Genomic DNA, 23,993 nt, shown 5'->3' on the forward strand with positions numbered 1-23,993 from the left:
TACTGCCTTCGTTCGTGCCTCGCCCGCAGCCCCACTCACACTCACCCACCCCCCACACCCCTTCCCCACCCGACGCTCTGCCGACCGCTGGTTCGCGCTGCGCGTCGCCACCACGCGCGACGAGGCGCCCGGCATCCGTTCGTTCCATTTCGAACGCGCCGACGGCGCGCCGCTGCCGCGTCACGACGGCGGCCAGCACCTGACGCTGCGCATCCCGATGCCGGGCGAGGCGCCGCCGCTGGTGCGCAGCTACACGCTGTCCGACGCGGCCGGCGGCCCGACCTGGCGCATCAGCGTGAAGCGCGACGGCCAGGGCTCGTCGCGGCTGCACGACACCTTGCAAGTGGGCAGCCGGATCGAGGCGCGCGGGCCGGGCGGTAACTTCCGGCTCGACCGCGACGGTGCGCGGCCGGTCGTGATGCTGTCGGCCGGGATCGGCATCACGCCGATGCTGGCGATGCTGCGCGAACGTGCGGCGTCGTCGCAACATCGTGCGCCGCGCGTGGTGTTCTTTCACGGCGCGCGTCATGCGGCCGACCGGCCGTTCGTCGACGAGCTGGCCGATTGCGCGCGCCGCGATCCCACACTGACCGTGCATCTGTTCGACAGCCAGCCGTCGCCTTCCGGCGACGATGGCCATCATGCCGGCCGTCTCGGCATCGACGCGCTGCGCCGTCTGCTGCCGTTCGATACCTACGATTTCCATATTTGCGGCCCATCGGCATTCATGACCGAGATGGTCGAAGGCTTGCGCGCGCTCGAGGTGCCCGAGGCGCGGATTCATTACGAGGCGTTCGGGCCGTCGAGCGTGCCGCGCCGCGCCCGCACGCCGGTCGCGGCCGGGGCGCCGGCGACCGCTGCGGTTGCTGTTGTGCAGGAGCCCGAAGCGAAGGTTGAATCGGCCACCTCGGCTACCGTCGAATTCCGCCGCAGCGGCGTGACGGCGGATTGGTCGCCGTCGGACGGTTCCCTGCTCGAACTGGCCGAGGCGCAGGGCATCGACGCGTTGTCGAGCTGCCGCGCCGGCGCGTGCGGCACCTGCACGGTGCGCGTGCTCGAGGGCGGCGTGTGCTATCCGCAGCCGCCCGGCGCCGATGTCGGGCCGGGCGAAGCGCTGGCCTGCGTGGCCCAGCCGGCCTGCGCCGCAGGCGGCGCCTCGGCGCGCGTGGTGCTCGACCTTTAGCCTGCCGTGTTGCCGAGCGGCGTGCGTGCGCCCATCGAAGCCGTTACGATGCGTGGCACACGACACGAGAGGCAATCAAGATGGATCACCGGACCCTGATCGACGCCGCCACGCAGGCGCGCGAGCACGCCTACGCGCCTTATTCGGGGTTTCGCGTCGGCGCGGCGCTCGCCACGCGCGACGGACGGATCTTCCAAGGCTGCAACGTGGAAAACGCATCCTACGGGCTGTGCAATTGCGCCGAGCGCACGGCCTTGTTCGCGGCGATCGCGGCCGGGTTTCGGCCCGGCGATTTCGCGGCGCTGGCGGTGGTGGGGGAGACCGAGGCGCCGATCGCGCCGTGCGGCGCCTGTCGGCAAGTGATGATGGAACTGGGCGGCCCCGCGTTGCCGGTGGTGCTGGCGAACCTGCGCGGGGACGTGCGGGAAACGACGGCGCAGGCGTTGCTGCCCGGCGCGTTTTCGCTCTGACGCGAACGCCGTGCAGCGCGCCGGGGCGGCGGTCAGACCTGCACGAGCCCCTGCGCGTCGTGGATCCGGATTTGCCGGCCGCGCGAATCGATCAGGCCATTGCGCTGAAACTTCGACAACATGCGGCTGACCGTTTCGAGCGTCACGCCGAGATAGCAGCCGATTTCCTCGCGCGTCATGCGCAGGTTGAACTCGGCCGCCGAATAGCCGCGCGCCTTGAAGCGCGCCGACAGGTTGAGCAGGAACGACGCCACGCGCTGTTCGGCCGTCATCGTGCCGAGCAGCATCATGACGCGCGATTCGCGCACGATCTCGCGGCTCATCATTTGATAGACGTGTTGCTGAAGCAGCCGCATTTCGCGGCAGGCCGCTTCGAGCTGGGCGAACGGAATCACGCAGACGGTGCTGTCTTCGAGCGCGATCGCGTTGCACTGGTGCTCGCCTTCGCTCACGCCATCGAGGCCGAGCGTTTCGCCGGTGATCTGGAAGCCGGTGACCTGCTCCCGCCCGTCGCGATGCGTGACGAGGGTTTTGAACGAACCGGTGCGCACGGCGTAGAGGCTCGCGAACGGATCGCCGGCGCGGAACAGCACATCGCCGCGCTTGACGTGGCGAGTGGTGCAGATCATGGCGTCGAGCCGGCGGTATTCGGCGTGCGTGAGCGCCGCCGGCATGCAGACGTTGCGAGTCGCGCAATTCGAGCACCGTGCGCCGGGCTGCTTCGGCGCGTCGAACTGAACGGGCGCGTCATGGGCGATCGTAGCGGGCATCGTGGCAGTCGGCATAGTTGGCTCGGTAAAGAGGTGGAGGGCGGCGTGTGCGGGCGAGCGTGTCGATGGTGCGACAGGCCAGCTCGAACTCGGTGGTTTTGTCGAAGAAGTAATGAGCGCCGGCTTTCTGGCTTGCGGCCCGAAAGGCCGGGCAGGACAGATTGGTGAGAATGACCGTGATCACGTTCGGCGCGAAACGCGCGAGCGTGCCGAGCAGTTCGAGCCCGCTGCCGGACGGCAGGCGCAGCTCGATGACGGCGACGTGAGCGCGGCTCGACACAATGCCGGCAAACGCCACCGCGTGATCTTCGGATTCGCCGACGACGGCGACGCCGGCCAGCGGTTCGAGCAGGGCAGCGATCCGCCGGCGAATCGCAACGGCCGGCTCGACGACATATACGCGGAGGAGGTGGGCATCCATCCAAGCAGTATGCCGAGCGGTGTGCGCCGGTGAAATCGGCGTCAGACGAAAGATCAGTAAGTGATTCGCTGAAATGTGTAGGCGAAATCCTACATTCTTACAAATGCGTGACGATACGGCGGCATGCCGCCCGGGCTTACTTGGCGTCGTTGTAGACGGTCGCCCGCGATACGCCCAGGTGCTGCGCGATGATTTCCATGGCGCGCCGCACCTCCAGGTAGCCGTCTTCCTTCAGCACCTGCATCAGCGCGCGGCGCTGCTCGGTTTTCAGCGAGCGCGGCGTGGTGGCGAGCGTCATCGCGAACCGGTCGATCCGCTCGCGGATCGCATCGGCGTTGGCCGGGTCGAGCGTTTCGCCCACCGCGTCGGCGCCCGTCTGGCAGAACTGGTTCAGCACGCCCTGGATGCCGCGGAACAGCGTGACGTCGACGTTCAGGCACAGCGCCGCGACGTAGTGGCCGTTGGTGTCCTTGATGCCGATCGAGGTGCTCTTTGCGGTGCGGCCGTCGGCGAAACGGTTCGCGTAGTTCGCCAGCACCGACGGGTAATCGTCGTCGGCGATGCGCGCGAGGCCCAGCTCGGTGGTCGGATCGCCGACCGCGCGCCCCGACAGGTTGTTGTGGATCGCGACGATCGAGTTCTCGGGCGTGCGCAGATCGTGCACGACCACTTCGGTGAACGGCGCGAACATCTCGCCAAGCCCCTGCGCGATCGTGCTGATCTGCTCGATCAGCGATGCCTGTTCGGACGGGGAGGACTTTCGGGTCATATTGGACGTTTCATCCGGGATTGGACGAGTATTGTAACCACGCGGGACGCGACGGCAAGGCGGGGCGGCCCGCGCGGCGATTCGGGTAGAATCCGACCCGCGCGCGAGCCGCGCCGGCGCCCGCCGGCGGCCCGGCCGCCCCATCCGGGCGGCTGCGGGCGGCCAGGCGGGGCGCCGTCCGCCTGCCCCTTGCCAGTTCGATATGTCACTACCCGCACCGCACTCCGCCTCGCCTTCCGCTTCCACTCCCCAGCTCAAGCGCAGCCTCAAGGCGCGCCACCTCACGATGATCGCGATCGGCGGTTCGATCGGCACCGGCCTGTTCGTCGCGTCCGGCGCGTCGATCTCGCAGGCCGGCCCCGGCGGCGCGATGCTCGCCTATCTGCTGATCGGCCTGATGGTCTACTGCCTGATGATGAGCCTCGGCGAGATGGCGGCCTTCATGCCCGTGTCGGGCTCGTTCGCCACCTACGGCGCGAAATATGTCGACGAGGGCTTCGGCTTCGCGCTCGGCTGGAACTATTGGTACAACTGGGCGGTGACGATCGCGGTGGAACTGGTGGCCGCGCAGCTCGTCATGCACTACTGGTTTCCGCAGGTGCCCGGTATCTGGTGGAGCGCGCTGTTCCTCGGCCTGATGTTCCTGCTCAACGTGATGACCGTGCGCGGCTTCGGCGAGGCCGAATACTGGTTCGCGCTGATCAAGGTGGTGACGGTGCTGGCGTTCATCGGCACCGGCCTGCTGATGATCTTCGGCATCCTGACGGGCGGCCCGTCGCCGGCCTGGGCCAACTTCTCGATCGGCGACGCGCCGTTCGCGGGCGGCTTGCCGGCGATGATGGGGGTGGCGATGATCGCCGGCTTCTCGTTTCAGGGCACCGAGCTGATCGGCATCGCGGCCGGCGAATCGGAGAACCCGCGCACCACGATTCCGCGCGCGGTGCGCCAGGTGTTCTGGCGCATCCTGCTGTTCTACGTGTTCGCGATCTTCGTGATCGGCATGCTGGTGCCGTACACCGATCCGAGCCTGCTCAAGAGCGACGTGACCGACGTGGGCGTGAGCCCGTTCACGCTGGTGTTCCGCCACGCCGGCCTCGCGTTCGCGGCCGGCGTGATGAACGCGGTGATCCTGACCGCCGTGCTGTCGGCCGGCAACTCGGGCATGTATGCGTCCACGCGGATGCTCTACAACCTCGCCACCGAGGGCCGCGCGCCGCGCGTGTTCGCGAAGCTGTCGAAGGGCGGCGTGCCGCGCAACGCGCTGTACGCCACCACGGCGGTGGGCGCGCTGTGCTTCCTGTCGTCGCTGTTCGGCGACAAGACGGTGTACCTCTGGCTGCTCAACACCTCGGGCATGACGGGCTTCATCGCGTGGCTCGGCATCGCGGTCAGCCATTACCGGTTCCGCAAGGGCTTCGAGAAGCAGGGCTTCGCACCCGGGCAATTGCCGTATCGTTCGAAGCTGTTCCCGTACGGGCCGATCTTCGCGTTCGTGCTGTGCCTCGTGATCGCGCTCGGCCAGGATTACCAGGCCTTTTTGTCGAGCCGCATCGATTGGGTCGGCGTGATCGCCACCTATGTCGGCATTCCGCTGTTCCTGGCGATCTGGCTCGGCTACCGGCTGCTGCGCAAGAGCCGCCTCGTGCGCTACGAGGACATGGAGATCGCGCCGTGGCTCGATGGCGGCGCGCGCCGCGAAGCGCTGCGCAACGATCCCGCCGAAAGTATCTGAATCCGATGCATTAGCAATGCGTGTTCCCGGCTCGATTGCGGCCTTGCCGAACAAGGCCGAGCCGGGAATTCAGCGAGCTTTTCGCCGTTTCCCGCATCGCATCGCGAATTTTTTTCGCCGTTCCCCACCGCATTTTTCGCGTGCGCCACGTCGTGACGCACCGCGCGCAATGCTCGGCCATCCTGAGTGTTCGACGAAATCCGAAATGCCTTGTCCCTGAAGGCATTTCAGCGAATTCGATTGGCTATCCTCACTATCGATTCCGGTGCGGAAGCGGCGTGATCCGCCCGCTGCCGGCCGTCGCGCTCACCGCTTCGCGGTGGCCGCTATCTTTCGGGATCGAACCCCGAAGGGTAGACGTTGTCTCGAAATTGCCCTTATACTGCGTTTCAGGTTTGCGACTTTCGCAGCGAGTTGTGCACCGATAAGTGCAAGATCGCAGCAAGTGTAAAAGTCGGCTCACCCTTCCCATCGATCGGAGCGTCCTGCTCCAGGCGGTACCGGCACGTTCGTGCGGCCGCATCCCTGCCATCGCAAGATGGTGCCCTTGGCTTGGACAGCGCACGCGCGCTATCCGGGCTGAACATGACAATCGAACGAACGCGGTTGCGTTCACGCAGGATGCCGAACGGTTTTTTCCGTCCGGCAGCGATGCCGTTTTTTGTCGGTTCGATCCCGGCATGACCGGGATCCGTACCTTCCATTCGCGACGCCGCTTGGCGTCCTCGCGGCGCATGCCCGTTCGCGTGCGCCGATCCGAAAAGGAGGCGTATCTCATGACTCGACGCACTGTCCGTTTAGCGGGCAGCCTGTTAATCGCCGTTGCCCTGATTGCCTGGATCGCCAGCGCGATCGGTATCGACACGTGGCGGCAGCACTCGGGCGATCTCGTCTATTACACGGGCCGGCATTTGATGCTCGTGGGCTACTCGATGGCGCTCGCGATCCTCGTCGGCATTCCGGCCGGCGTGGCGCTGAGCCGGCCGTCGCTGGCGCGTCAGGCCGAACGCTTCATGCAGGTGTTCAACATCGGCAATACCGTGCCGTCGCTGGCGGTGCTGGCGATCGCGCTCGGCATCTTCGGCATCGGCGACGTGCCGGCGATCGTCGCGCTGTTCTTCGCCTCGCTGCTGCCGATCACGCGCAACGCCTACGAAGGCATGCGCAACGTACCGGCCTCGTTGCGCGAGGCGGCGCGCGGCATCGGCATGACGCCGTGGCAATCGCTGACGCGCGTCGAACTGCCGAACGCGCTGCCGATCATCGTCGGCGGCGTGCGCACGGCGCTGGCGATCAACGTGGGCACCGCGCCGCTCGCGTATCTGATCGGCGCCGACAGCCTCGGCACGCTGATTTTCCCCGGTATCTATCTCGACAACCAGCAGATGCTGTTGCTCGGCGCGGCGTCCACCGCCGTGCTCGCGCTGCTGCTCGACGGCATCGTGGCGGCCGGCAGCCGGCACGTGATCGCGCGTAACGGAGGTGCGGCATGAGCTTTCTGACACGCATCCGCACGCTGCTGCGCACGCCGGTATTTGCTACGCAGTCCGCAGCAATGCGGCCGGCCGCCGCCGCGCGCTTCGCCTCGGTTCGCAAGTTCGTGGCGATCGCCATGCTGGCGCCGCTCGGCGCGCTGGTGGCGGCGCCGGCGACGGCGGAAACGCTGAACGTGGGCGGCAAGAACTTCACCGAGCAGTACGTGCTGGCGGAGATCACCACGCAGTACCTGCGCTCGCGCGGCTACACGATCGAGACGCGCACGGGCCTCGGCTCGGTGCTGCTGCGCAGCGCGCTCGAGAACGGCCAGATCGACGTGATGTGGGATTACACGGGCACGGCCGCCGCGGTCTACGACAAGATCAAGGAGAAGCTGTCGCCCGAGGAAACCTATCGCCGCGTCAAGGCGATGGATGCGCCGCGCGGCCTGGTGTGGCTCAACGCCTCGCCGTTGAACAACACCTATGCGCTGGCGCTGTCGGCCGAAACGGCGAAAAAGACCGGTATCCGAACCATCTCGCAGCTCTCCGCGAAGCTGGCCGGCGATCCGAAGGGCACGCGCCACACGTTCGGGATGGATGCGGAATTCGCCAACCGGCCCGACGGCCTGGTGCCGCTGGAAGCCGCCTACCACCTGCATTTCAGTCGCTCGGAAACGAAGCAGATGGATTCGGGCCTGGTGTACACGGCGCTCCACAACAATCAGCTGACGATCGGCCTCGTCTACACCACCGACGGCCGCGTGAAGGGCTTCGACATCGTGCCGCTGGAAGACGATCTGCACTTCTTCCCGCCGTACAACGCCACGCCGATCGTGCGCGAATCGGTGCTCAAGCGCAATCCGAAGCTGGCCGCGCAGTTGAACGCGCTGTCGGCGGCGCTCAACAGCGACACGATGCTGGAAATGAACAAGCGTGTCGATATCGACGGGGTGTCGGTGCAACAGGTCGCGACCGACTTCCTGCACACGCATTCCTTACCGTAACCGGAGGCGACCATGACTGTTCAAGCTTATCTGGCCGCCAACTGGCCGGAGCTGATTCAACTGACCCTGCAGCACATCTACTTGGTGGGCATCGCGGTGGGTTGCGCGATTCTCGCCGGCGTGCCGCTCGGCATCGTGATCAGCCGCCACGAATGGCTGGCCGGGCCGCTGCTGGGCGTGGCCACCGTGATCCTGACGCTGCCGTCGATCGCGCTGTTCGGGCTGATGATTCCGGTGTTCTCGCGCTTCGGCCAGGGCATCGGCGCGGTGCCGGCGATCACCGCCGTGTTTCTGTATTCGCTGCTGCCGATCATGCGCAATACGTATCTCGCGCTGAAGAACGTCGATGCCGGCATCAAGGAGGCCGGCATCGGCATCGGGATGACGTCGTGGCAGCGGCTGCGGCTCGTCGATTTGCCGCTGGCGGTGCCGGTGATTCTCGGCGGCGTGCGTACCGCCGTGGTGATGAACATCGGCGTGATGACGATTGCCGCCGTGATTGGCGCGGGCGGCCTCGGAAACTTGATCGTCCGGGCGATCGGACAGTCCAGCATGATGAAGCTGCTGGTGGGCGCGGTGCTGGTGAGCGTGCTCGCGATCGTCGCGGACCTGCTGCTGCAATGGCTGCAGCGCGCATTGACACCGAAGGGAGTGCAGAAAACATGATCGAACTCGACCAACTGACGAAGACCTTCTCGCAGAAGGGCGGCCAGCCGGTGCGTGCCGTCGATTCCGTGAGCCTGACCGTGCCGGAAGGCGAAATCTGCGTGTTTCTCGGGCCGTCCGGTTGCGGCAAGACCACCACGCTGAAGATGATCAACCGCCTGATCGCGCCGACCTCGGGCCGCGTGCTGATCAACGGCGAGGACACCACCGGGCTCAACGAAGTGGATCTGCGCCGCCAGATCGGTTACGTGATCCAGCAGATCGGCCTGTTTCCGAACATGACGATCGAGGAGAACATCACGGTCGTGCCGCGCCTGCTGGGCTGGGACAAGAAGCGCTGCCGCGAGCGCGCGACCGAATTGATGTCGATGGTCGCGCTCGATCCGAAGCTCTACCTGAAGCGCTATCCGCGCGAGTTGTCGGGCGGCCAGCAACAGCGGATCGGCGTGGTGCGCGCGCTGGCGGCCGATCCGCCGGTGCTGCTGATGGACGAGCCGTTCGGCGCGGTCGATCCGATCAACCGCGAATCGATCCAGAACGAGTTCTTCCAGATGCAGCGGCAACTGAAGAAGACCGTGATCATGGTGAGCCACGACATCGACGAGGCCATCAAGCTCGGCGATCGCGTGGCCGTGTTCCGGCGCGGCCAGCTCGTGCAGTACGCGCACCCGGACACGCTGCTCGCGCATCCGAAGGACGAGTTCGTGGGCCAGTTCGTCGGCGCCGACAGCACGCTCAAGCGCCTGCTGCTCGTGAAGGCCGGCGATGCGGCCACGCAGCCGCCCACCGCGCGCCCCGACACCTCGCTGGCCGACGCGTTCACGATCATGGACGAGAACGACAGCCGCTATCTGACGGTGGTGGACGATGCGCAGCGCGCGCTCGGTTTCGTGGCGCGGCGCACGGCGCGCGGCGCGGCGGGCACGTGCGGCGAGCGTCTCGTGGAATTCCCGGCGACCGTGTCGGGCGAGGAAAATCTGCGGATCGTGCTGTCGAAGATGTACCAGTTCCGCTCGTCGTGGATGCCGGTGCTCGACCCGGACGGCGCCTACGTGGGCGAGGTCACGCAGGATTCGATCGCCGATTATCTGAGCTCGGGCCGTTCGCGCCAGCAAACGGGCCAGCCGGCGACGGCCCGCGCCTGAGATGTGCCGCGCGCGGGCTGGCGCGGCGGCAGGCAACGACAGGCAACAAGCACGGCCCCCCGCTTTCGAGCTGGGGGCCGTGTTCGTTCCAGCGGGTTATCGCGCGTGGCGGGCCAGCGCCAGAATGGCGAGCAGTTCGTCGACGCTGAAGCGGCCGTCGAGCGTGACGCGCCCGCCGATCCAGTTCGGCACGTCGCGCGCCGGATTCCAGTCGACCCAGCCGGGCGCTTGATGCAGGGTGCGGCGGGCGTTGTCCCGGGGCGGGTGATCGTGAGAGGTGGACATCGGTTTCGGCCTTGCGAGATGCGAAGAGGAGCACGCCGGGAGGCGCCATGCGTCGGAATGCGGGCTGCGCTGAATTCTCGACAGGCGTCTCGCGCCGCGCAATTGGACGAATCCGAATCTGTCCTTCATGTTGATGGCATTCCGTGCGGTGCGTATCACACCTGTGGCATTGCGGCCGATCCCTATTCCAGAATCGGATTCATCGCATGGATGCCGCGTGTGCAATCCAGGACACTAGTGCCGGTCAAGTGACGGTTTTTTCGTTGCGCTTGGCATCTCCGTGTTGTTGATATGACGGCGCACTATCTGTGGTGCCTCGTTTTGGCGCCGCCTTCGGGCGGCGTTTTTTTATGCCGTTGCAATGCGTGCGCGAGGCGTGTCAGCGCTCGCGCCGAAATGCGCTCGGCGTGGTGCCGGCCCATTTGCGGAACGCGCGCGTGAAGTTGGCCGGATCGCTGAATTGCAGGCGCGCGGCGATCGTTTTCAAATCGAGATCGGAGGCGCGCAGCAGTTGCCGCGCGTCGCGGTAGCGCGCTTCGTCGAGCAGCGCGCGGTAGCCCGCGCCGGCCTCGTCCAGCCGCCGTCGCAGCGTGCGCGTGGAAACCAGCAGCCGCCGCGCGAGCGCATCCGGGCCCGGGTAGCCCTCGGCATCGGCCACCAGTTCGGCGCGCACGCGCTCCACCCAATCCCCGTCGTCCTGCCGCACCGCAGCGTATTCGCGCTCGACCTGCGCGAGCGCCTGCCGGTGCGCGACGTCGTCGGCGATCGAGAGCGGCCAGTCGAGCGCCTCGCGGGCGATCCACAGCGCGCAGGCGTCGCAATCGAAGCGCACCGGCGGCAGCCGGTCGCGATAGCGCGCGAACCACGGTGGCTCGGGCCACGCGAAGCGCAATTCGAGCGGCGCGGCATGGCGGCCCGTCAGCAGCGGCAGGCTCTGGGCGAGGCCCGTCAGCACGAACTCGAACAGGGTGTGATGGCGCAGCACCGGGCTGGCCTGCACGCCGGACAGCGTCAGCGTCGCGCCGTCGCCGCGTTCGGCATAGGCGAGCGTGTATTGGCGGTTGCGGGTGCGGAAATAGCGCGCGTTGACCGCGAACGCGGTGCGCAGGTCGGGCGCCGTCATTGCCGCATAACCGAGAAAGCCGTGCGCCGACGGGCGCAGCCGCAGGCCCAGCTCGAAACCGAGCCCTTCGTCGCCGGTCAGCCGGATCGCGTTCAATACGAGCCGCGCCCATTGCGACGGCGCGACCCGCGCATCGGGCTGCGCCAGCACCGCGTCGCGCAGCCCGGTGCCGGCCCGCACCGCAGCCGCTTCGAGGCCGCGCTCGGCGAACACCTGCAGCAGCAGGCGCGGGTAGGCGACCGGAATGGTCGGCCGCCGCAAGCCGAGGCTGTCCTTGGACGGAGTGCGTGTCATCGCGTCGATTTGGCCACAAATGACAAGCATTATGGCTGTTTGACCCCTCACGCTCAAGCCGCGCGCCGCCTAGGATCGAGGGCATTCCAAGACGCCCCCGCCATCATGACGACCCCGTTCCCGCACCTGCTCGCCCCGCTCGATCTCGGCTTCACCACGCTGCGCAACCGCGTCCTGATGGGCTCGATGCACACCGGCCTGGAGGATAGCGGCAAGACGCTGCCGCGCCTGGCCGACTATTTCGCCGAACGCGCGCGCGGCGGCGTCGGCCTGATCGTGACGGGCGGCTTCGCACCGAACCTGGCGGGCTGGACCAAGCCGTTCGGCGGCACGCTGGCCAGCGCGGGCGCGGCGCGGCGACATCGCGCGATTCCGCGCGCGGTGCAGGCCGAGGGCGGCAAGATCGCGCTGCAGATCCTGCATACCGGCCGCTACGGCTATCACCCGCTGGCCGTGGCGCCGTCGCGGATCAAATCGCCGATTTCGCCGTTCACGCCGCGCGCGCTGTCGGCGGCCGGCGTCGAGCGGCAGATCCGCGCGTTCGTGCGCTGCGCGATGCTGGCCCGCGAAGCTGGCTACGACGGCGTGGAGATCATGGGCTCCGAGGGCTACCTGATCAATCAGTTCCTCTCGCGCCATACGAACCGCCGCGACGACGCCTGGGGCGGCCGCTACGAGAACCGGATGCGCTTTCCGGTCGAGATCGTCGAGCGCACGCGCGAGGCGGTTGGCCCCGATTTCATCCTGATCTACCGGCTGTCGATGCTCGACCTGATTCCCGACGGCAGCGACTGGAACGAGACGGTGCAGCTCGCGAAGGCCGTCGAGCGGGCCGGCGCGACGCTGATCAATACCGGCATCGGCTGGCACGAGGCGCGCGTGCCGACCATCGCCACCTCGGTGCCGCGCGGCGCGTTCGCCTGGGTCACGCGGAAGATGAAAGGGGAGGTGGGCATCCCGCTGGTGACGACCAACCGCATCAACCGGCCCGAAGTGGCCGAACAACTGCTGGCCGACGGCTGCGCCGACATGGTGTCGATGGCCCGGCCGTTCCTGGCCGATCCCGAGTTCGTCGCGAAGGCGGCGAGCGGCCGGGCCGACGAGATCAACGTCTGCATCGGCTGCAACCAGGCCTGCCTAGATCACGCGTTCAAGAACCGGATCGCGTCCTGCCTCGTCAATCCGCGCGCCTGCCACGAAACGCTGCTCGACTATCGCCCGGCGGCGCGCCCGAAGCGCATCGCGGTGGTGGGCGCGGGCCCGGCCGGGCTGGCCTGCGCCACGCTGCTCGCGCAGCGTGGGCATCGGGTGGCGCTGTTCGAGGCGGGGGACGCGATCGGCGGGCAGTTCAATCTGGCCAAGCGGATTCCGGGCAAGGAGGAATTCCACGAGGCGCTGCGCTATTTCGCGCGGCAGATCGAGTTGACCGGCGTGGAACTGCACCTGTCGCGGCGCGTGGCGGCGGCCGATCTGATCGCGGGCGCCTACGACGAGGTGGTGCTGGCGACCGGCGTGAGTCCGCGCGATCCGCGCATTCCGGGAGGCGACGGGCCGAACGTGCTCAGCTACGTGGACGTGCTGACGGGCGGCAAGCCCGTGGGCGCGCGCGTGGCGGTGGTCGGCGCGGGCGGGATCGGCTTCGATGTCGCCGAGTTCCTGGTGCACGACGGCGTGTCGACGGCGCTCGATCCGGCCGCCTGGCGGGCCGAGTGGGGCGTGACCGATCCGGCCGTGGCGCGCGGCGGGGTGGGGCCGGCTACCGTGGCGCCGGCCGCGCGCCGCGTGACGCTGCTGCAGCGCAAGCCCGCGCCGCTCGGCAAGGGCCTGGGCAAGACCACCGGCTGGATCCACCGGGCCACGCTGAAGATGAAGGCGGTCGAGATGATCGGCGGCGTCAACTACGAGCGGATCGACGCGCAGGGCCTGCACGTCACGTTCGGCGAGAAGCGCGAGCGTCCGACGCTGATCGAGGCCGATACCGTCGTGCTCTGCGCCGGGCAGGAGCCGCGCCGCGACCTGCAGGCCGCGCTGGCGGAAGCCGGGGTGACGGCGCATTTGATCGGCGGAGCGGACGTGGCGGCCGAACTCGATGCGAAACGCGCCATCGATCAGGGCGCCCGGCTGGCCGCCAGGCTTTGATGCGGCGGGGTGGGCCGCGCCGTGAAAACGGCGCTATGCTGCTCCGTGCCGCTGACGAATCCCGCTGGCAAATCTTTCATTTTCATTTCGATCAAACAGGGCGGCATGCCTGTCGTTTTCTCAGAAATGAAAGTATTTTGTAAGTAAAAATGAAAGATTTCAGAAAGGTTTGTCGTGGTGCTTCAGAGGTTCATTTTTGTGCTTGGATCACCAAATTGAAGCAAAAATCAATTTGTCAAGCCCCTCTTTGAGGTGGTTTCGTCGATCGATCCCCGTTTCGGATGCTCCAAAAAAATCAATAAAATCAATGCTCCGATTCGACGGAAAAAATGCAACAGAATGTTGCGATGCAAAACGCCGCACTTACCTTTATCCTCGTTAACCCGGCGCGGTGCAATGACTTTTGTTACATTGCTTTCAATGTCATTACGCCGCGGGCGGATCGCCGTTTTTTGGCGATCAAAATTACAAAACTTACGTTTCTTTCGTCTCAGTCGAACGACTCTCTGACCGGGTTTTCATAGGGTGTTGCCGCCATGCAATCTGTACCATTCCTGAGCCTCGCGATCTGGACCCCGATCGTGTTCGGCGTGGCCGTCCTGCGCATCGGATCGGATCGTTATCCGCATCGTGCACGGTGGCTCGCCCTGATCGGCGCGATCGTGGGCCTGCTCGTCACCGTGCCGCTGGTGGCCGGTTTCGACGCCCACAATACTGCGGCTCAGTTCACCGAATACAAGCCCTGGCTTGCCGCATTCGGTTCGGCATGGCGCCTCGGCGTCGACGGGCTGTCGCTGTGGCTGGTGGTGCTGTCCGCCTTCACGACGCTGGTGATCGTGATCGCGTCGTGGGAATCGATCACGACCCGCGTGGCGCAATATCACGGCTCGTTCCTGATCCTGTCGGGCCTGATGATCGGCGTGTTCACCTCGCTCGACGGCATGCTGTTCTTCGTGTTCTTCGAAGCCACGCTGATCCCGCTGTTCGTGCTGATCGGCACCTGGGGCCACGCGAACCGCGCCTACGCGGCCATCAAGTTCTTCTTCATCTCGTTCGCCGGCTCGCTGCTGATGCTGGCGGCGATGCTCTACCTGTTCGGCGTGACCCACACGTTCGACATGGCTGTCTGGCAGAAGACCCACCTCGGCTTCGCGCCGCAGCTGCTGGTGTTCCTCGGCTTCTTCGCGGCGTTCGCGGTGAAGGTGCCGATGTGGCCGGTGCACACCTGGCTGCAGGATGTCTATACCGACGGCCCGACGGGCGCCGCGGTGTCGCTCGGCATGATCAAGATCGGCGGCTACGGCTTCCTGCGCTTCGCGCTGCCGATCACGCCCGACGCGGCGCACTACCTGGCGCCGGTCATGATCGGCCTGTCGCTGATCGCCGTGATCTACGCGAGCCTGCTGGCGCTGGCCCAGAAGGACATGGCCAAGATGCTGGCCTACTCGTCGGTCGCCCACATGGGCCTCGTCACGCTCGGCGTGTTCCTGTTCAACCAGATGAGCATCACGGGCGCGATCGTCCAGATGGTTTCGTACGGCTTCGTGGCCGGCGCGATGTTCCTCTGCGTGGGCGCGCTCTACGATCGCACGCGCACGCGCGCCATCGCCGACTACAGCGGCGTGGCCAACACCATGCCGCGCCTCGCGCTGTTCGCCGTGCTGTTCGCGATGGCGAACGTCGGCCTGCCGGGCACCTCGGGCTTCGTCGGCGAATTCCTCGTGATCATGGGCGCCGTGCGCGTGAACTTCTGGATCGGCGCGATCGCCGCGCTGACGCTGATTCTCGGCGCCGCCTACACGCTCTGGATGCTCAAGCGGGTGATCTTCGGCGCGATCAAGCACGATCGCGTCGGCAAGCTGATCGACCTGAGCCGCCGCGAATCGGTGGTGTTCACGGCGCTGGCCGCGATCGTCCTCGCGATCGGTGTTTACCCGAAGCCCTTTACCGACGTGATCGATCCGGCCGCGGCCAACATCGTCGCGCAGCTCGAACGTGCCAAACCGGCGGACGATGGCGCAGGCGCCGCACCGCCGGCGGCCAACGTCAGTGCTCAGTCGGATGCGCGTACCCCGCGCACGCCGGCCTGAGCGCCGATGCCGCGCCAGCCCTTGCCGGGCGGGCGCGGCAAGCCGCTGCTCAGGGTTTTTGAGCGGTGGCCGGCAAGTTGCCTAATGTGGCAACGTGTCGCACGGTGAGTTTTGGTAACGATGATTTGCTAAGATTCACCGCTTTTTCCCACTTCGTTGGACTTATGATGCGTGCGCTTGCACGAATCGGGGCTAGCCGGTTCGTTTCAATCGACCACGCGTAAATCAGGCAAATGTGATGAATAGAAAGGCATTTAGAAGCATATTGCTTTTATTGGGCGCCGGATTGCTTGTCTGTCTATCCGGTTGCAACATGGACGTTCTCGACCCGAAGGGTAGCGTCGGCGTCGCCGAGAAGGCACTGATCTGGACCTCGACGTGGGTGATGCTCATCGTCGTGATTCCGGTCATCCTGCTCACGCTGTTCTTTGCGTGGCGGTATCGCGCGTCGAACCGCAACGCAACCTACGCACCGAAATGGTCGCACTCGACCGCGATCGAAGTCGTGATCTGGACGGTTCCGACGCTGATCATTCTGTATCTCGGCATCCTCACCTGGAATACTTCGCACGAGCTGGATCCGTACAAGCCGCTCGAGTCGAATGTGAAGCCGATCAACGTCGAAGTCGTCGCGCTCGACTGGAAGTGGCTGTTCATCTACCCGGATCTGGGTATCGCAACGGTGAACCAGCTCGCGATCCCGGTTGGTACGCCGGTCAATTTCCGCATCACGTCGGATTCGGTGATGAACTCGTTCTTCATCCCGCAGCTTGGCACGCAGATCTACGCGATGGCCGGCATGCAGACGCGTCTGCACCTGATCGCCGACGAAGCGGGTGATTACGCTGGCTTGTCCGCCAACTACAGCGGCAAGGGTTTCTCCGACATGAAGTTCCGCACGCTCGCTCAATCGCAGGGTGACTTCGACGCATGGGTCCAGAAGGTCCGTGCCTCGCAGCAACGCCTCGACATGACCGAGTACGCAACTGTCGCGAAGCCGAGCGAAAAGGACCCGGTCCGTTTCTTCTCGACCGTCGATCCGCGCCTGTTCAATAACATCGTTGGCAAGTACAACAACGGTCACGTCATGGAGTTCAATGACGCGGCGTGTAGTACGACGAAGGGGTAAGCATGTTCGGAAAACTTACACTCGACGCGATTCCGTATCACGAGCCAATCCTCGTGATCACGGCGCTCGGCGTCGGTATCTTCGGGGCGCTCGTGCTCGGCCTCGTCACTTATTTCGGTAAGTGGAAATATCTCTGGACCGAGTGGCTGACGAGCGTCGACCACAAGCGTCTCGGCGTGATGTACATCGTCGTCGCGCTGGTCATGCTGCTGCGCGGCTTCGCCGACGCCATCATGATGCGTACGCAGCTCGCGCTGGCGTACAACGCGCCGGGCTATCTCCCGCCGCACCACTACGATCAGATCTTCACCGCGCACGGCGTCATCATGATTTTCTTCATGGCGATGACCTTCATGGTGGGCCTGATGAACATCGTGGTGCCGCTGCAGATCGGCGCGCGCGACGTGGCCTTCCCGATGCTGAACTCGCTGTCGTTCTGGATGACGGCGGTCGGCGCGATCCTGCTGATGATCTCGCTGTTCGTCGGTGAATTCGCACAGACGGGCTGGCTGGCTTATCCGCCGCTTTCGGAGCTGCAATACAGTCCAGGGGTAGGGGTCGATTACTACCTGTGGGCGTTGCAGATTTCCGGCGTCGGTACGCTGCTGACGGGCGTGAACTTCTTCGTGACCATCCTCAAGATGCGCGCGCCGGGCATGACGCTGATGAAGATGCCGGTGTTCACGTGGACGGCCCTGTGCACGAACGTGCTGATCATGGCGGCGTTCCCGATCCTGACCGTCACGCTGGCACTGCTGGGTTTCGACCGTTATCTGGGGATGCACTTCTTCACGAATGACGGCGGCGGCAACGTCATGATGTACCTGAACCTGATCTGGGCCTGGGGTCACCCCGAGGTGTACATCCTGATCCTGCCGGCGTTCGGCGTGTTCTCGGAAGTCGTGGCAACGTACGCGAAGAAGCCGCTGTTCGGCTACAAGACGATGGTCTACGCAACCTGCGCGATCATGGTCCTGTCGTTCCTCGTGTGGCTGCACCACTTCTTCACGATGGGCTCGGGCGCCGACGTCAACGCGTTCTTCGGCATTGCGACGATGGTCATCGCGATCCCGACCGGCGTGAAGATCTTCAACTGGCTGTTCACGATCTATCGTGGCCGTCTGGAATTCACGGCGCCGATCCTCTGGACCCTCGGCTTCATGATCACGTTCACGGTCGGCGGCATGACCGGCGTGATGATGGCGATCCCGGGTGCGGACTTCGTGCTGCACAACAGCCTGTTCCTGATCGCTCACTTCCACAACGTGATCATCGGCGGCGTGCTGTTCGGTTACCTGGCCGGTTTCAACTACTGGTTCCCGAAGGCGTTCGGCTTCAAGCTGAACGAGAAGCTCGGCAAGCGCGCGTTCTGGTTCTGGCAGTGGGGCTTCATCGTTGCGTTCACGCCGCTGTACGTGCTCGGCTTCATGGGCGCCACGCGTCGTCTGAACCACTACGACAATCCGGCATGGCATCCGTGGATGCAGATCGCCTGGGTTGGCGCCGTGCTGGTGCTGATCGGCATCATCCACCAACTGCTGCAACTGTACGTTTCGATCCGCGATCGCAACCTGCCGGGCAACCGTGACGTCACGGGCGACCCGTGGAACGGTCACACGCTCGAATGGTCGACGGCATCGCCGCCGGCGCCGTACAACTTCGCGATCATCCCGACGATCCACGAGCTGGACGAAGTGTCGTACCGCAAGGAACGCGGCATGGGCTTCGGTCTGGACGAAGGCCAGCAGTACGAAGACATCCATATGCCCTCGAACACGAGCGCAGGCTTCTTCGTCGGCATGTTCGCCCTGGTGCTCGGTTTTGCAGGCGTGTGGCACATCTGGTGGCTGGCTATCGTCGGCTTCGTCGGCATCGTCGCGACTGCGGTCATCTATAGCTCGCAGAAGAACGAGGGCTATTACATTCCGGCCGAAACGGTCCGGAAGCTCGAAGAGCAGCGTACCGGCGCACTGACGAAGTCCCCGCGTCCGGCGCAAGTGGAACTGGAGGCCAACTGATGGCACAAAGCACCCTGACTGCCGATCACCATCACGCGGCAGAGCATCACCACCCGCCGTCGCACTCGGTGTTCGGTTTCTGGCTGTACCTGATGACCGACTGCATTCTGTTCGGCACGCTGTTCGCCGTGTTCGCAGTGATGCAGCACGAGTTCGCAGGCGGCCCGACGGCGAAGGATCTGTTCGAGATCAAGGGCGTGATGTACGAAACGGCAGCGCTGCTGCTGAGCTCGATCACGTACGGCTTCGCGATGATCGGCGCGCACCGCCAGAACCGCGCTGCCGTGTTCGGCTGGTTGATCGTGACGTTCCTGCTGGGCGCGTCGTTCCTGTACATGGAAATCAACGAGTTCGCGCACCTGATCGCCGAAGGCGCAGGCCCGGATCGCAGCGGTTTCCTGTCGTCGTTCTTCACGCTGGTGGCCACCCACGGTCTGCACGTGACGATGGGCCTGATCTGGATGGTCGTGCTGATGTGCCAGATCGCCCGCAACCCGACGCTGTCGGAACAAGACATCCGTCGCCTGACGTGCCTGTCGCTGTTCTGGCACTTCTTGGACATCGTCTGGATCTGCGTGTTTACTTTTGTCTATCTGGTGAGTGTGATCTAAATGGCCCATTCGCATACCCATGACAGCCACGATGACGCATCGCACGGCACCGTAAGCAGCTACCTCGTCGGTTTCGTGCTGTCGGTGATCCTGACGGGCGCATCGTTCGGCGTGGTGCTCGGCGGCTGGTTCGCGTCGAGCGAAACGATGATCCTGACGCTGGCCGTGCTGGCTGCCGTGCAGATCGTCGTGCACCTGATTTTCTTCCTGCACATGAATGCGTCGTCCAGCCAGCGCTGGAACGTCACGGCATTCATCTACACGGTGTTGACGGTGGTCATTCTGATCGTCGGCTCGGTGTGGATCATGCACAACGTCAGCATGAACATGATGTCGCGTTGATGCTTCGGCCTGCTCCGGCAGGCCCGGCTCACCGAAATCCGAAAAAGCCGCCGCAAGGCGGCTTTTTCTTTGCCTGCGCGTTTCGTGCGCACGCCAGCGGGAAGGTAAGAATCGGTAAGGCAATTCAAGATCGTGCAAGCCACGCCGCGCCGGCTTCGCTTATAGTCGTCGGATCGTCGTCAGGCTGGGCCTGTACGACCTGTCCCTCGTTTTCTTCCCTTACCGATCCGATTCGCGAGACCATGTCCGATACGCCCATTCAGGTCCTGCTGATCGACGACGACGCTGCCCTGCGCGATCTGCTCCGGACCTTCTTTCAGCAACGCGGCCTCGAAATTTCCGTGCTTCACGACGCCACGACGCTGGAGCGGCGCCTCGAACGCGAGCGGCCGTCGGTCATCGTGCTCGACCTGATGCTGCCCGGCATCGACGGCCTGACGGTGCTCAAGCAATTGCGCGCGAGCGGCGATCCGATTCCGGTGATCATGCTGACGGCGCGCGCCGACGGCGTCGATCGCGTGATCGGCCTCGAACTCGGCGCCGACGATTACCTCGGCAAGCCGTTCATGCCGCAGGAACTGCTGGCGCGCATTCACGCGGTGCTGCGCCGCCAGATGCCGGCCAGCGTCGGCGCGCGGCCGGCGGCCGAGCGTCGCGAGGCGCTGCGTTTCGGGCCGTTCCGGCTCGATTTCGCGACGCGCACGCTGTATCGCGACACCGAAGCGCTCAAGCTGACCGGCGGCGAATACGCGCTGCTCGAAGTGTTCGCCACGCATCCGATGGAGACGCTGTCGCGCACGCGGCTGCTCGACATGCTGCACGGGCCGTATTCGAACCTGACCGAGCGCGGCATCGATGTGCCGGTCTGGCGCCTGCGCCGGCTGCTGGAAGACGATCCCGCCCAGCCGCGCTATGTGCAGACCATGCGCGGCGTCGGCTACATGTTCGTGCCCGGCGAGGGCGATGAAATTCCGCTTTGACACGCTGTTCGCGCGCCTGGCGCTGATGTCGATCGGCCTCGTGCTGGTCGTGCATGCGATCGGCCTGGCGCTGCTCGACCACGAACGGCTGCGGCTAGAGGTCGAGCAGACGCGTCGCGTGATCGCGCTGTCCACGCAGGCGCAGGCGAGCGGCAGCGCGCTCGGGCTGGCCGTCAGCGCGATGCTCGGCACCTCGTTCGTCGGCGTGAAGGATGCGGTGGCGTTCGGCTGCCCGAAGCCGTGCACCGATACATTCGGCCCGTTCGAGCAGCATCTGCGTTCGGTCATGCCGCCCGGCACGCACGTGGTGGCCGACAGCCGCACGCGTACGCTGTGGGCGCGCTACGACGGCGCGAAATACTGGATCACGCTGCCGTCCACCATGCCGTCGGTGAAGCGCTTCATCGGCGCCTCGTCGCTGACGATGGTGGTGGGCGTGGTGCTCTCGATCTTCGGCGCGTGGCGGATCCAGCGGCCGCTGCGCCGGCTTGCGCAGGCCGCGCGCGACGTCCGGCTCGGCAACCGGCCGACCGCGGTGCCGGTCGGCGGCCCGAGCGAAGTCAAGGACGTGATCGCGAACTTCAACGAGATGGTCAGCGAACTGGCGCAGGGCGAGCAGGAGCGCGCCGTGATGCTGGCCGGGCTTGCGCACGACCTGCGCGCGCCCATCACGCGCATGCAGGTGCGCGCCGATCTGTTGCCCGACGCGGCCACGCGCATGGGCTTCCTGCGCGACGCCGAGGCGCTGTCGCGGATCGTCACGCAGTTTCTCGATTTCGCGGGGGAGGGCGGCGAGCCGTCGCCGGCCGCGGGCGTGGACGCGCATTGCTGGCAGCACTACGGCGGCGAACTCGACGACACGCTCGTCAGCGTCGACCTGCGCGCGGGCGACGGCTTCCGGCTGCCGCTCGTGGTGCTCGACCGGATCCTGTCGAACCTGATCGAGAACGCGATGACCTACGGCGAGCCGCCGGTGGCGATCGTCACGCAGTTGGTGCCGCAGGGTTACCGCCTGACGGTGCGCGATCACGGGCCGGGCATCCCCGAGGCGGAACTGGAGCGCGCGCTGCGGCCGTTCGTGCGGCTCGACGCGGCGCGCGGCGGCGATGCGCATTGCGGGCTCGGCCTCGCGATCGTCAAGCGGCTGGTGCGGCAGCAGCGCGGCACGTTCGTGGCCTCGAACGCGGCCGACGGCGGCTTCATGGTGACGATGACGTTCCCGGCGGATCCGGCGGCTTGATCGAACAGCCGGCGCGCGCCGGCGGATCGTGCGGCCCGAACCGAAGCGCGTCCGCCCGAGCGACGCCGCTGCAACTTGCGCGTTCGCACGCGAGCGTCGAGAATCGTCGTTCCGTTCACCTCCTGACGACGACCGACACCATGGCTTACGACGACAACAACATTTTCGCGAAGATCCTGCGCGGCGAACTGCCCTGCACGAAGGTATGCGAGACGGACACGACGATCGCGTTCATGGACATCATGCCGCAATCGCCGGGCCACACGCTGGTGCTGCCGAAGGAGCCGGCCGAGATGCTCTACGACCTGTCCGACGAGGCCGCCGCCGAGACGATCCGCATGACCAAGCGCGTGGCGCTGGCGATTCGCGATTCGCTGCAGCCGGACGGCCTGTACGTCGGCCAGTTCAACGGCTCGGCCGCCGGCCAGACCGTGCCGCACCTGCACTTCCACCTGATTCCGCGCTGGGCGACCCAGCCGCTCGGCGCGCACTCGCGCGACGTGGCCGATCCGAAGGAACTCGAGGCGATGGCCGAGCGGATCCGCGCGGCGCTGAAGTAAGCCGCGCGGCGCGCCCGGGCCGTTACAGCTGACCGTCCACGGGCAGCATCCGGAACAGCCCGGTCAGCACGTTGCGCATCAGGCCCGCGCCCGGATCGACGCCGTAGGTGCGCAACTGGCCGTTCTCCTCGTCGGTCCAGACGAGCGGCGAGTGCCAGCCGGCCGCCGACGGCGTCGGATCGGCCAGCGTCACGCGATAGCTTTCGGTCGGCTGCGTGACGCGGTCGAACAGCGCCGCCACCTCGCCGGCCAGCTGCGGGCTGCGGATCACGAGCGCGAGCTCGGTGTTCAGATAGGCCGAGCGCGGATCGAGATTGAGCGAGCCGATCACGAGTGTGCGCCGGTCGATCACATACGCCTTCGCATGCAGGCTGGCGCGCGAGCGCGAGCCGAACATCCGCACCCGCCCGCTGGGCGGCTGCTGCGGCCGGAATTCGTAGAGTTCCACGCCGCGTTCGAGCAGCGGCACGCGATACGGCGCGTAGCCGGCCTGCACCGCCACCGCATCGGTGGCCGCCAGCGAGTTGGTGAGGATCGCGACGCGCACGCCGCGCGCGGTCAGCTTGCCGAGTGCCGCCACGCCGGCATCGTGCGGCACGAAATACGGCGAAAACACCAGGAATTCGCGCTGCGCTTCCTTGCTCAGCTCGGCGAGCCGCTGCATCGGCGGGCTCTGATAGGTGCCGCGTGCCATCGAGATCTTCTCGGGCGCGTCGGCCGCGAATTCGGCCTTGGCCCACACCAGTCCCAATTGATCGCCGGCGATCTGCGCGGCCAGCGGCGTGGCGTTGAGCGGCTTCGCGTCGTATTGCGCGGCGTTGTCGCGCCAGTGCTGGCGCAGCGCGTCGCGCGTGCGGTCGAGATCCTGCGGATCGAAGCGCTGATGGTTGAGCACGCGCAGCGGATAGGCGCTGGCGCTGGCCCAGTAGGCGTCGAAGCTCGACGAGATGTCGGCCGTCACGGGGCCGGCCGCGAGCACGTCGATGTCGCGGAACTGAAGCGTGGGGCTGGCGCTGAAATACTCGTCGCCGAGGTTGCGGCCGCCGACGATCGCGAGCTGGTTGTCCGCGATCATCGCCTTGTTGTGCATGCGGCGCGTGAAGCGGTCGATCTTGGTGACGAAGTTGGCCGTGCGCGCGAACACGCCGCGCTGCGTCGCGCCGAACGGGTTGAACACGCGGATCTCGATGTTCGGATGCGCGTTCAGCGAGGCCATCACCTGATCGATGTCCTTGAAGTTCAGATCGTCCACCAGCATCCGCACGCGCACGCCGCGGTCGGCCGCGTACAGCGCGGCGGCCAGCAGCAGCTTGCCGGTCGTGTCCTCGGTGGCGATGTAGTACTGCATGTCGAGCGTCTTGGTGGCGGCGCGCGCGAGCGCGATGCGCATCTGCAGCGCATCGGTGCCGACCGGCAGCAGGCGGAAGCCCGATTCGCCCGGATGCGCGCGTTCGGGCGCGGCGAGCGCGGTGCCGAGCGGCGTGGGCGTGGCTTGCGGCAGCGCGTGCGTGACGTTGCGCGGCAGCGAGGTGGCGGGCGGAGAG

General features: G+C 66.0%; 23 protein-coding genes. 16 read left to right on the forward strand and 7 right to left on the reverse strand.

The window, feature by feature from the left end; translation table 11 throughout:
- Together G3N92_RS14980 and G3N92_RS14985 are read left to right on the forward strand one after the other, a co-directional pair.
- The coding region (locus G3N92_RS14980) for a 2Fe-2S iron-sulfur cluster-binding protein (protein ID WP_206128313.1) at positions 1-1,183 on the forward strand (1,183 nt) is incomplete at its 5' end.
- Positions 1,184-1,263: 80 nt separating this feature from the next.
- Positions 1,264-1,653 carry a cytidine deaminase gene (locus tag G3N92_RS14985; protein ID WP_206128314.1) on the forward strand — a complete coding sequence of 130 codons (390 nt, stop codon included), beginning with the start codon at positions 1,264-1,266 and terminating at the stop codon, positions 1,651-1,653.
- Positions 1,654-1,685: 32 nt separating this feature from the next.
- Here the strand turns inward: G3N92_RS14985 and fnr are convergent, their stop codons facing one another.
- The 3 genes from fnr to G3N92_RS15000 form a co-directional block, all read right to left on the reverse strand.
- Complete coding sequence (gene fnr / locus G3N92_RS14990; RefSeq protein WP_206128315.1) at positions 1,686-2,438, reverse strand: fumarate/nitrate reduction transcriptional regulator Fnr; 753 nt, start codon at positions 2,436-2,438, stop codon at positions 1,686-1,688.
- On the reverse strand, positions 2,401-2,844 hold the full coding sequence (locus tag G3N92_RS14995; protein WP_206128316.1) for a response regulator: 444 nt from the start codon (positions 2,842-2,844) through the stop codon (positions 2,401-2,403). Before G3N92_RS14995 ends, fnr begins: the two co-directional genes overlap by 38 nt.
- 136 nt (positions 2,845-2,980) lie before the next feature.
- Positions 2,981-3,613, reverse strand: coding sequence for a helix-turn-helix transcriptional regulator (locus G3N92_RS15000; protein ID WP_206128317.1), 633 nt, complete (start codon positions 3,611-3,613; stop codon positions 2,981-2,983).
- Between the two features lie 202 nt (positions 3,614-3,815).
- On the opposite strand from G3N92_RS15000, the gene G3N92_RS15005 reads away from it, so the two are divergent.
- Complete coding sequence (locus tag G3N92_RS15005; RefSeq protein WP_206128318.1) at positions 3,816-5,345, forward strand: amino acid permease; 1,530 nt, start codon at positions 3,816-3,818, stop codon at positions 5,343-5,345.
- Between the two features lie 389 nt (positions 5,346-5,734).
- Here the strand turns inward: G3N92_RS15005 and G3N92_RS15010 are convergent, their stop codons facing one another.
- Complete coding sequence (locus G3N92_RS15010) at positions 5,735-6,049, reverse strand: hypothetical protein (RefSeq protein WP_206128319.1); 315 nt, start codon at positions 6,047-6,049, stop codon at positions 5,735-5,737.
- A gap of 72 nt (positions 6,050-6,121) precedes the next feature.
- Here G3N92_RS15010 and G3N92_RS15015 point away from each other — a divergent pair, with 72 nt between their 5' ends.
- The 4 genes from G3N92_RS15015 (at position 6,122) to G3N92_RS15030 (ending at position 9,638) form a co-directional block, all read left to right on the forward strand.
- On the forward strand, positions 6,122-6,838 hold the full coding sequence (locus tag G3N92_RS15015; RefSeq protein WP_206128320.1) for an ABC transporter permease: 717 nt from the start codon (positions 6,122-6,124) through the stop codon (positions 6,836-6,838).
- A gap of 119 nt (positions 6,839-6,957) precedes the next feature.
- Positions 6,958-7,827: a glycine betaine ABC transporter substrate-binding protein gene (locus G3N92_RS15020; RefSeq protein ID WP_241014799.1), complete on the forward strand. Its 870-nt coding sequence runs from the start codon at positions 6,958-6,960 to the stop codon at positions 7,825-7,827.
- Positions 7,828-7,839: 12 nt separating this feature from the next.
- Complete coding sequence (locus G3N92_RS15025) at positions 7,840-8,493, forward strand: ABC transporter permease (protein WP_206128321.1); 654 nt, start codon at positions 7,840-7,842, stop codon at positions 8,491-8,493.
- Complete coding sequence (locus G3N92_RS15030) at positions 8,490-9,638, forward strand: ABC transporter ATP-binding protein (protein ID WP_206128322.1); 1,149 nt, start codon at positions 8,490-8,492, stop codon at positions 9,636-9,638. The genes G3N92_RS15025 and G3N92_RS15030 overlap by 4 nt, the downstream gene beginning before the upstream one ends.
- Before the next feature lie 96 nt (positions 9,639-9,734).
- Here G3N92_RS15030 and G3N92_RS15035 read toward each other — a convergent pair whose 3' ends face one another.
- Positions 9,735-9,923, reverse strand: coding sequence for a hypothetical protein (locus G3N92_RS15035; protein WP_206128323.1), 189 nt, complete (start codon positions 9,921-9,923; stop codon positions 9,735-9,737).
- Positions 9,924-10,302: 379 nt separating this feature from the next.
- Positions 10,303-11,340 (reverse strand): AraC family transcriptional regulator, encoded by a 1,038-nt coding sequence (locus G3N92_RS15040; protein WP_206128324.1) that lies wholly within the window; start codon positions 11,338-11,340, stop codon positions 10,303-10,305.
- 105 nt (positions 11,341-11,445) lie between these two features.
- Here G3N92_RS15040 and G3N92_RS15045 point away from each other — a divergent pair, with 105 nt between their 5' ends.
- From G3N92_RS15045 to G3N92_RS15085, 9 genes are all read left to right on the forward strand, one after another.
- Positions 11,446-13,479: an NADPH-dependent 2,4-dienoyl-CoA reductase gene (locus G3N92_RS15045; protein ID WP_206128325.1), complete on the forward strand. Its 2,034-nt coding sequence runs from the start codon at positions 11,446-11,448 to the stop codon at positions 13,477-13,479.
- A gap of 536 nt (positions 13,480-14,015) precedes the next feature.
- On the forward strand, positions 14,016-15,569 hold the full coding sequence (locus G3N92_RS15050; RefSeq protein ID WP_206128326.1) for an NADH-quinone oxidoreductase subunit M: 1,554 nt from the start codon (positions 14,016-14,018) through the stop codon (positions 15,567-15,569).
- Between the two features lie 238 nt (positions 15,570-15,807).
- The gene (gene cyoA, locus G3N92_RS15055; protein ID WP_206128327.1) at positions 15,808-16,698 is read left to right on the forward strand and encodes a ubiquinol oxidase subunit II; all 891 of its coding nucleotides are present in this window, start codon (positions 15,808-15,810) and stop codon (positions 16,696-16,698) included.
- 2 nt (positions 16,699-16,700) lie between these two features.
- Complete coding sequence (cyoB, locus tag G3N92_RS15060; protein ID WP_206128328.1) at positions 16,701-18,716, forward strand: cytochrome o ubiquinol oxidase subunit I; 2,016 nt, start codon at positions 16,701-16,703, stop codon at positions 18,714-18,716.
- Positions 18,716-19,327 carry a cytochrome o ubiquinol oxidase subunit III gene (gene cyoC, locus G3N92_RS15065; RefSeq protein WP_206128329.1) on the forward strand — a complete coding sequence of 204 codons (612 nt, stop codon included), beginning with the start codon at positions 18,716-18,718 and terminating at the stop codon, positions 19,325-19,327. Before cyoB ends, cyoC begins: the two co-directional genes overlap by 1 nt.
- On the forward strand, positions 19,328-19,669 hold the full coding sequence (gene cyoD, locus G3N92_RS15070) for a cytochrome o ubiquinol oxidase subunit IV (RefSeq protein ID WP_206128330.1): 342 nt from the start codon (positions 19,328-19,330) through the stop codon (positions 19,667-19,669).
- Positions 19,670-19,911: 242 nt separating this feature from the next.
- Entirely contained in the window at positions 19,912-20,649 is a 738-nt protein-coding gene (locus G3N92_RS15075) for a response regulator (RefSeq protein WP_206128331.1), read from the forward strand.
- Positions 20,633-21,889 carry an ATP-binding protein gene (locus G3N92_RS15080; protein ID WP_206128332.1) on the forward strand — a complete coding sequence of 419 codons (1,257 nt, stop codon included), beginning with the start codon at positions 20,633-20,635 and terminating at the stop codon, positions 21,887-21,889. The genes G3N92_RS15075 and G3N92_RS15080 overlap by 17 nt, the downstream gene beginning before the upstream one ends.
- 140 nt (positions 21,890-22,029) lie before the next feature.
- Positions 22,030-22,449 (forward strand): HIT family protein, encoded by a 420-nt coding sequence (locus G3N92_RS15085; RefSeq protein WP_206128333.1) that lies wholly within the window; start codon positions 22,030-22,032, stop codon positions 22,447-22,449.
- A 22-nt stretch (positions 22,450-22,471) separates the two neighbouring features.
- Here G3N92_RS15085 and G3N92_RS15090 read toward each other — a convergent pair.
- The coding region (locus G3N92_RS15090; RefSeq protein WP_206128334.1) for a phospholipase D family protein at positions 22,472-23,993 on the reverse strand (1,522 nt) is incomplete at its 5' end.

The organism is Burkholderia sp. Ac-20379, from assembly GCF_017104645.1.
Lineage (GTDB): Bacteria > Pseudomonadota > Gammaproteobacteria > Burkholderiales > Burkholderiaceae > Burkholderia.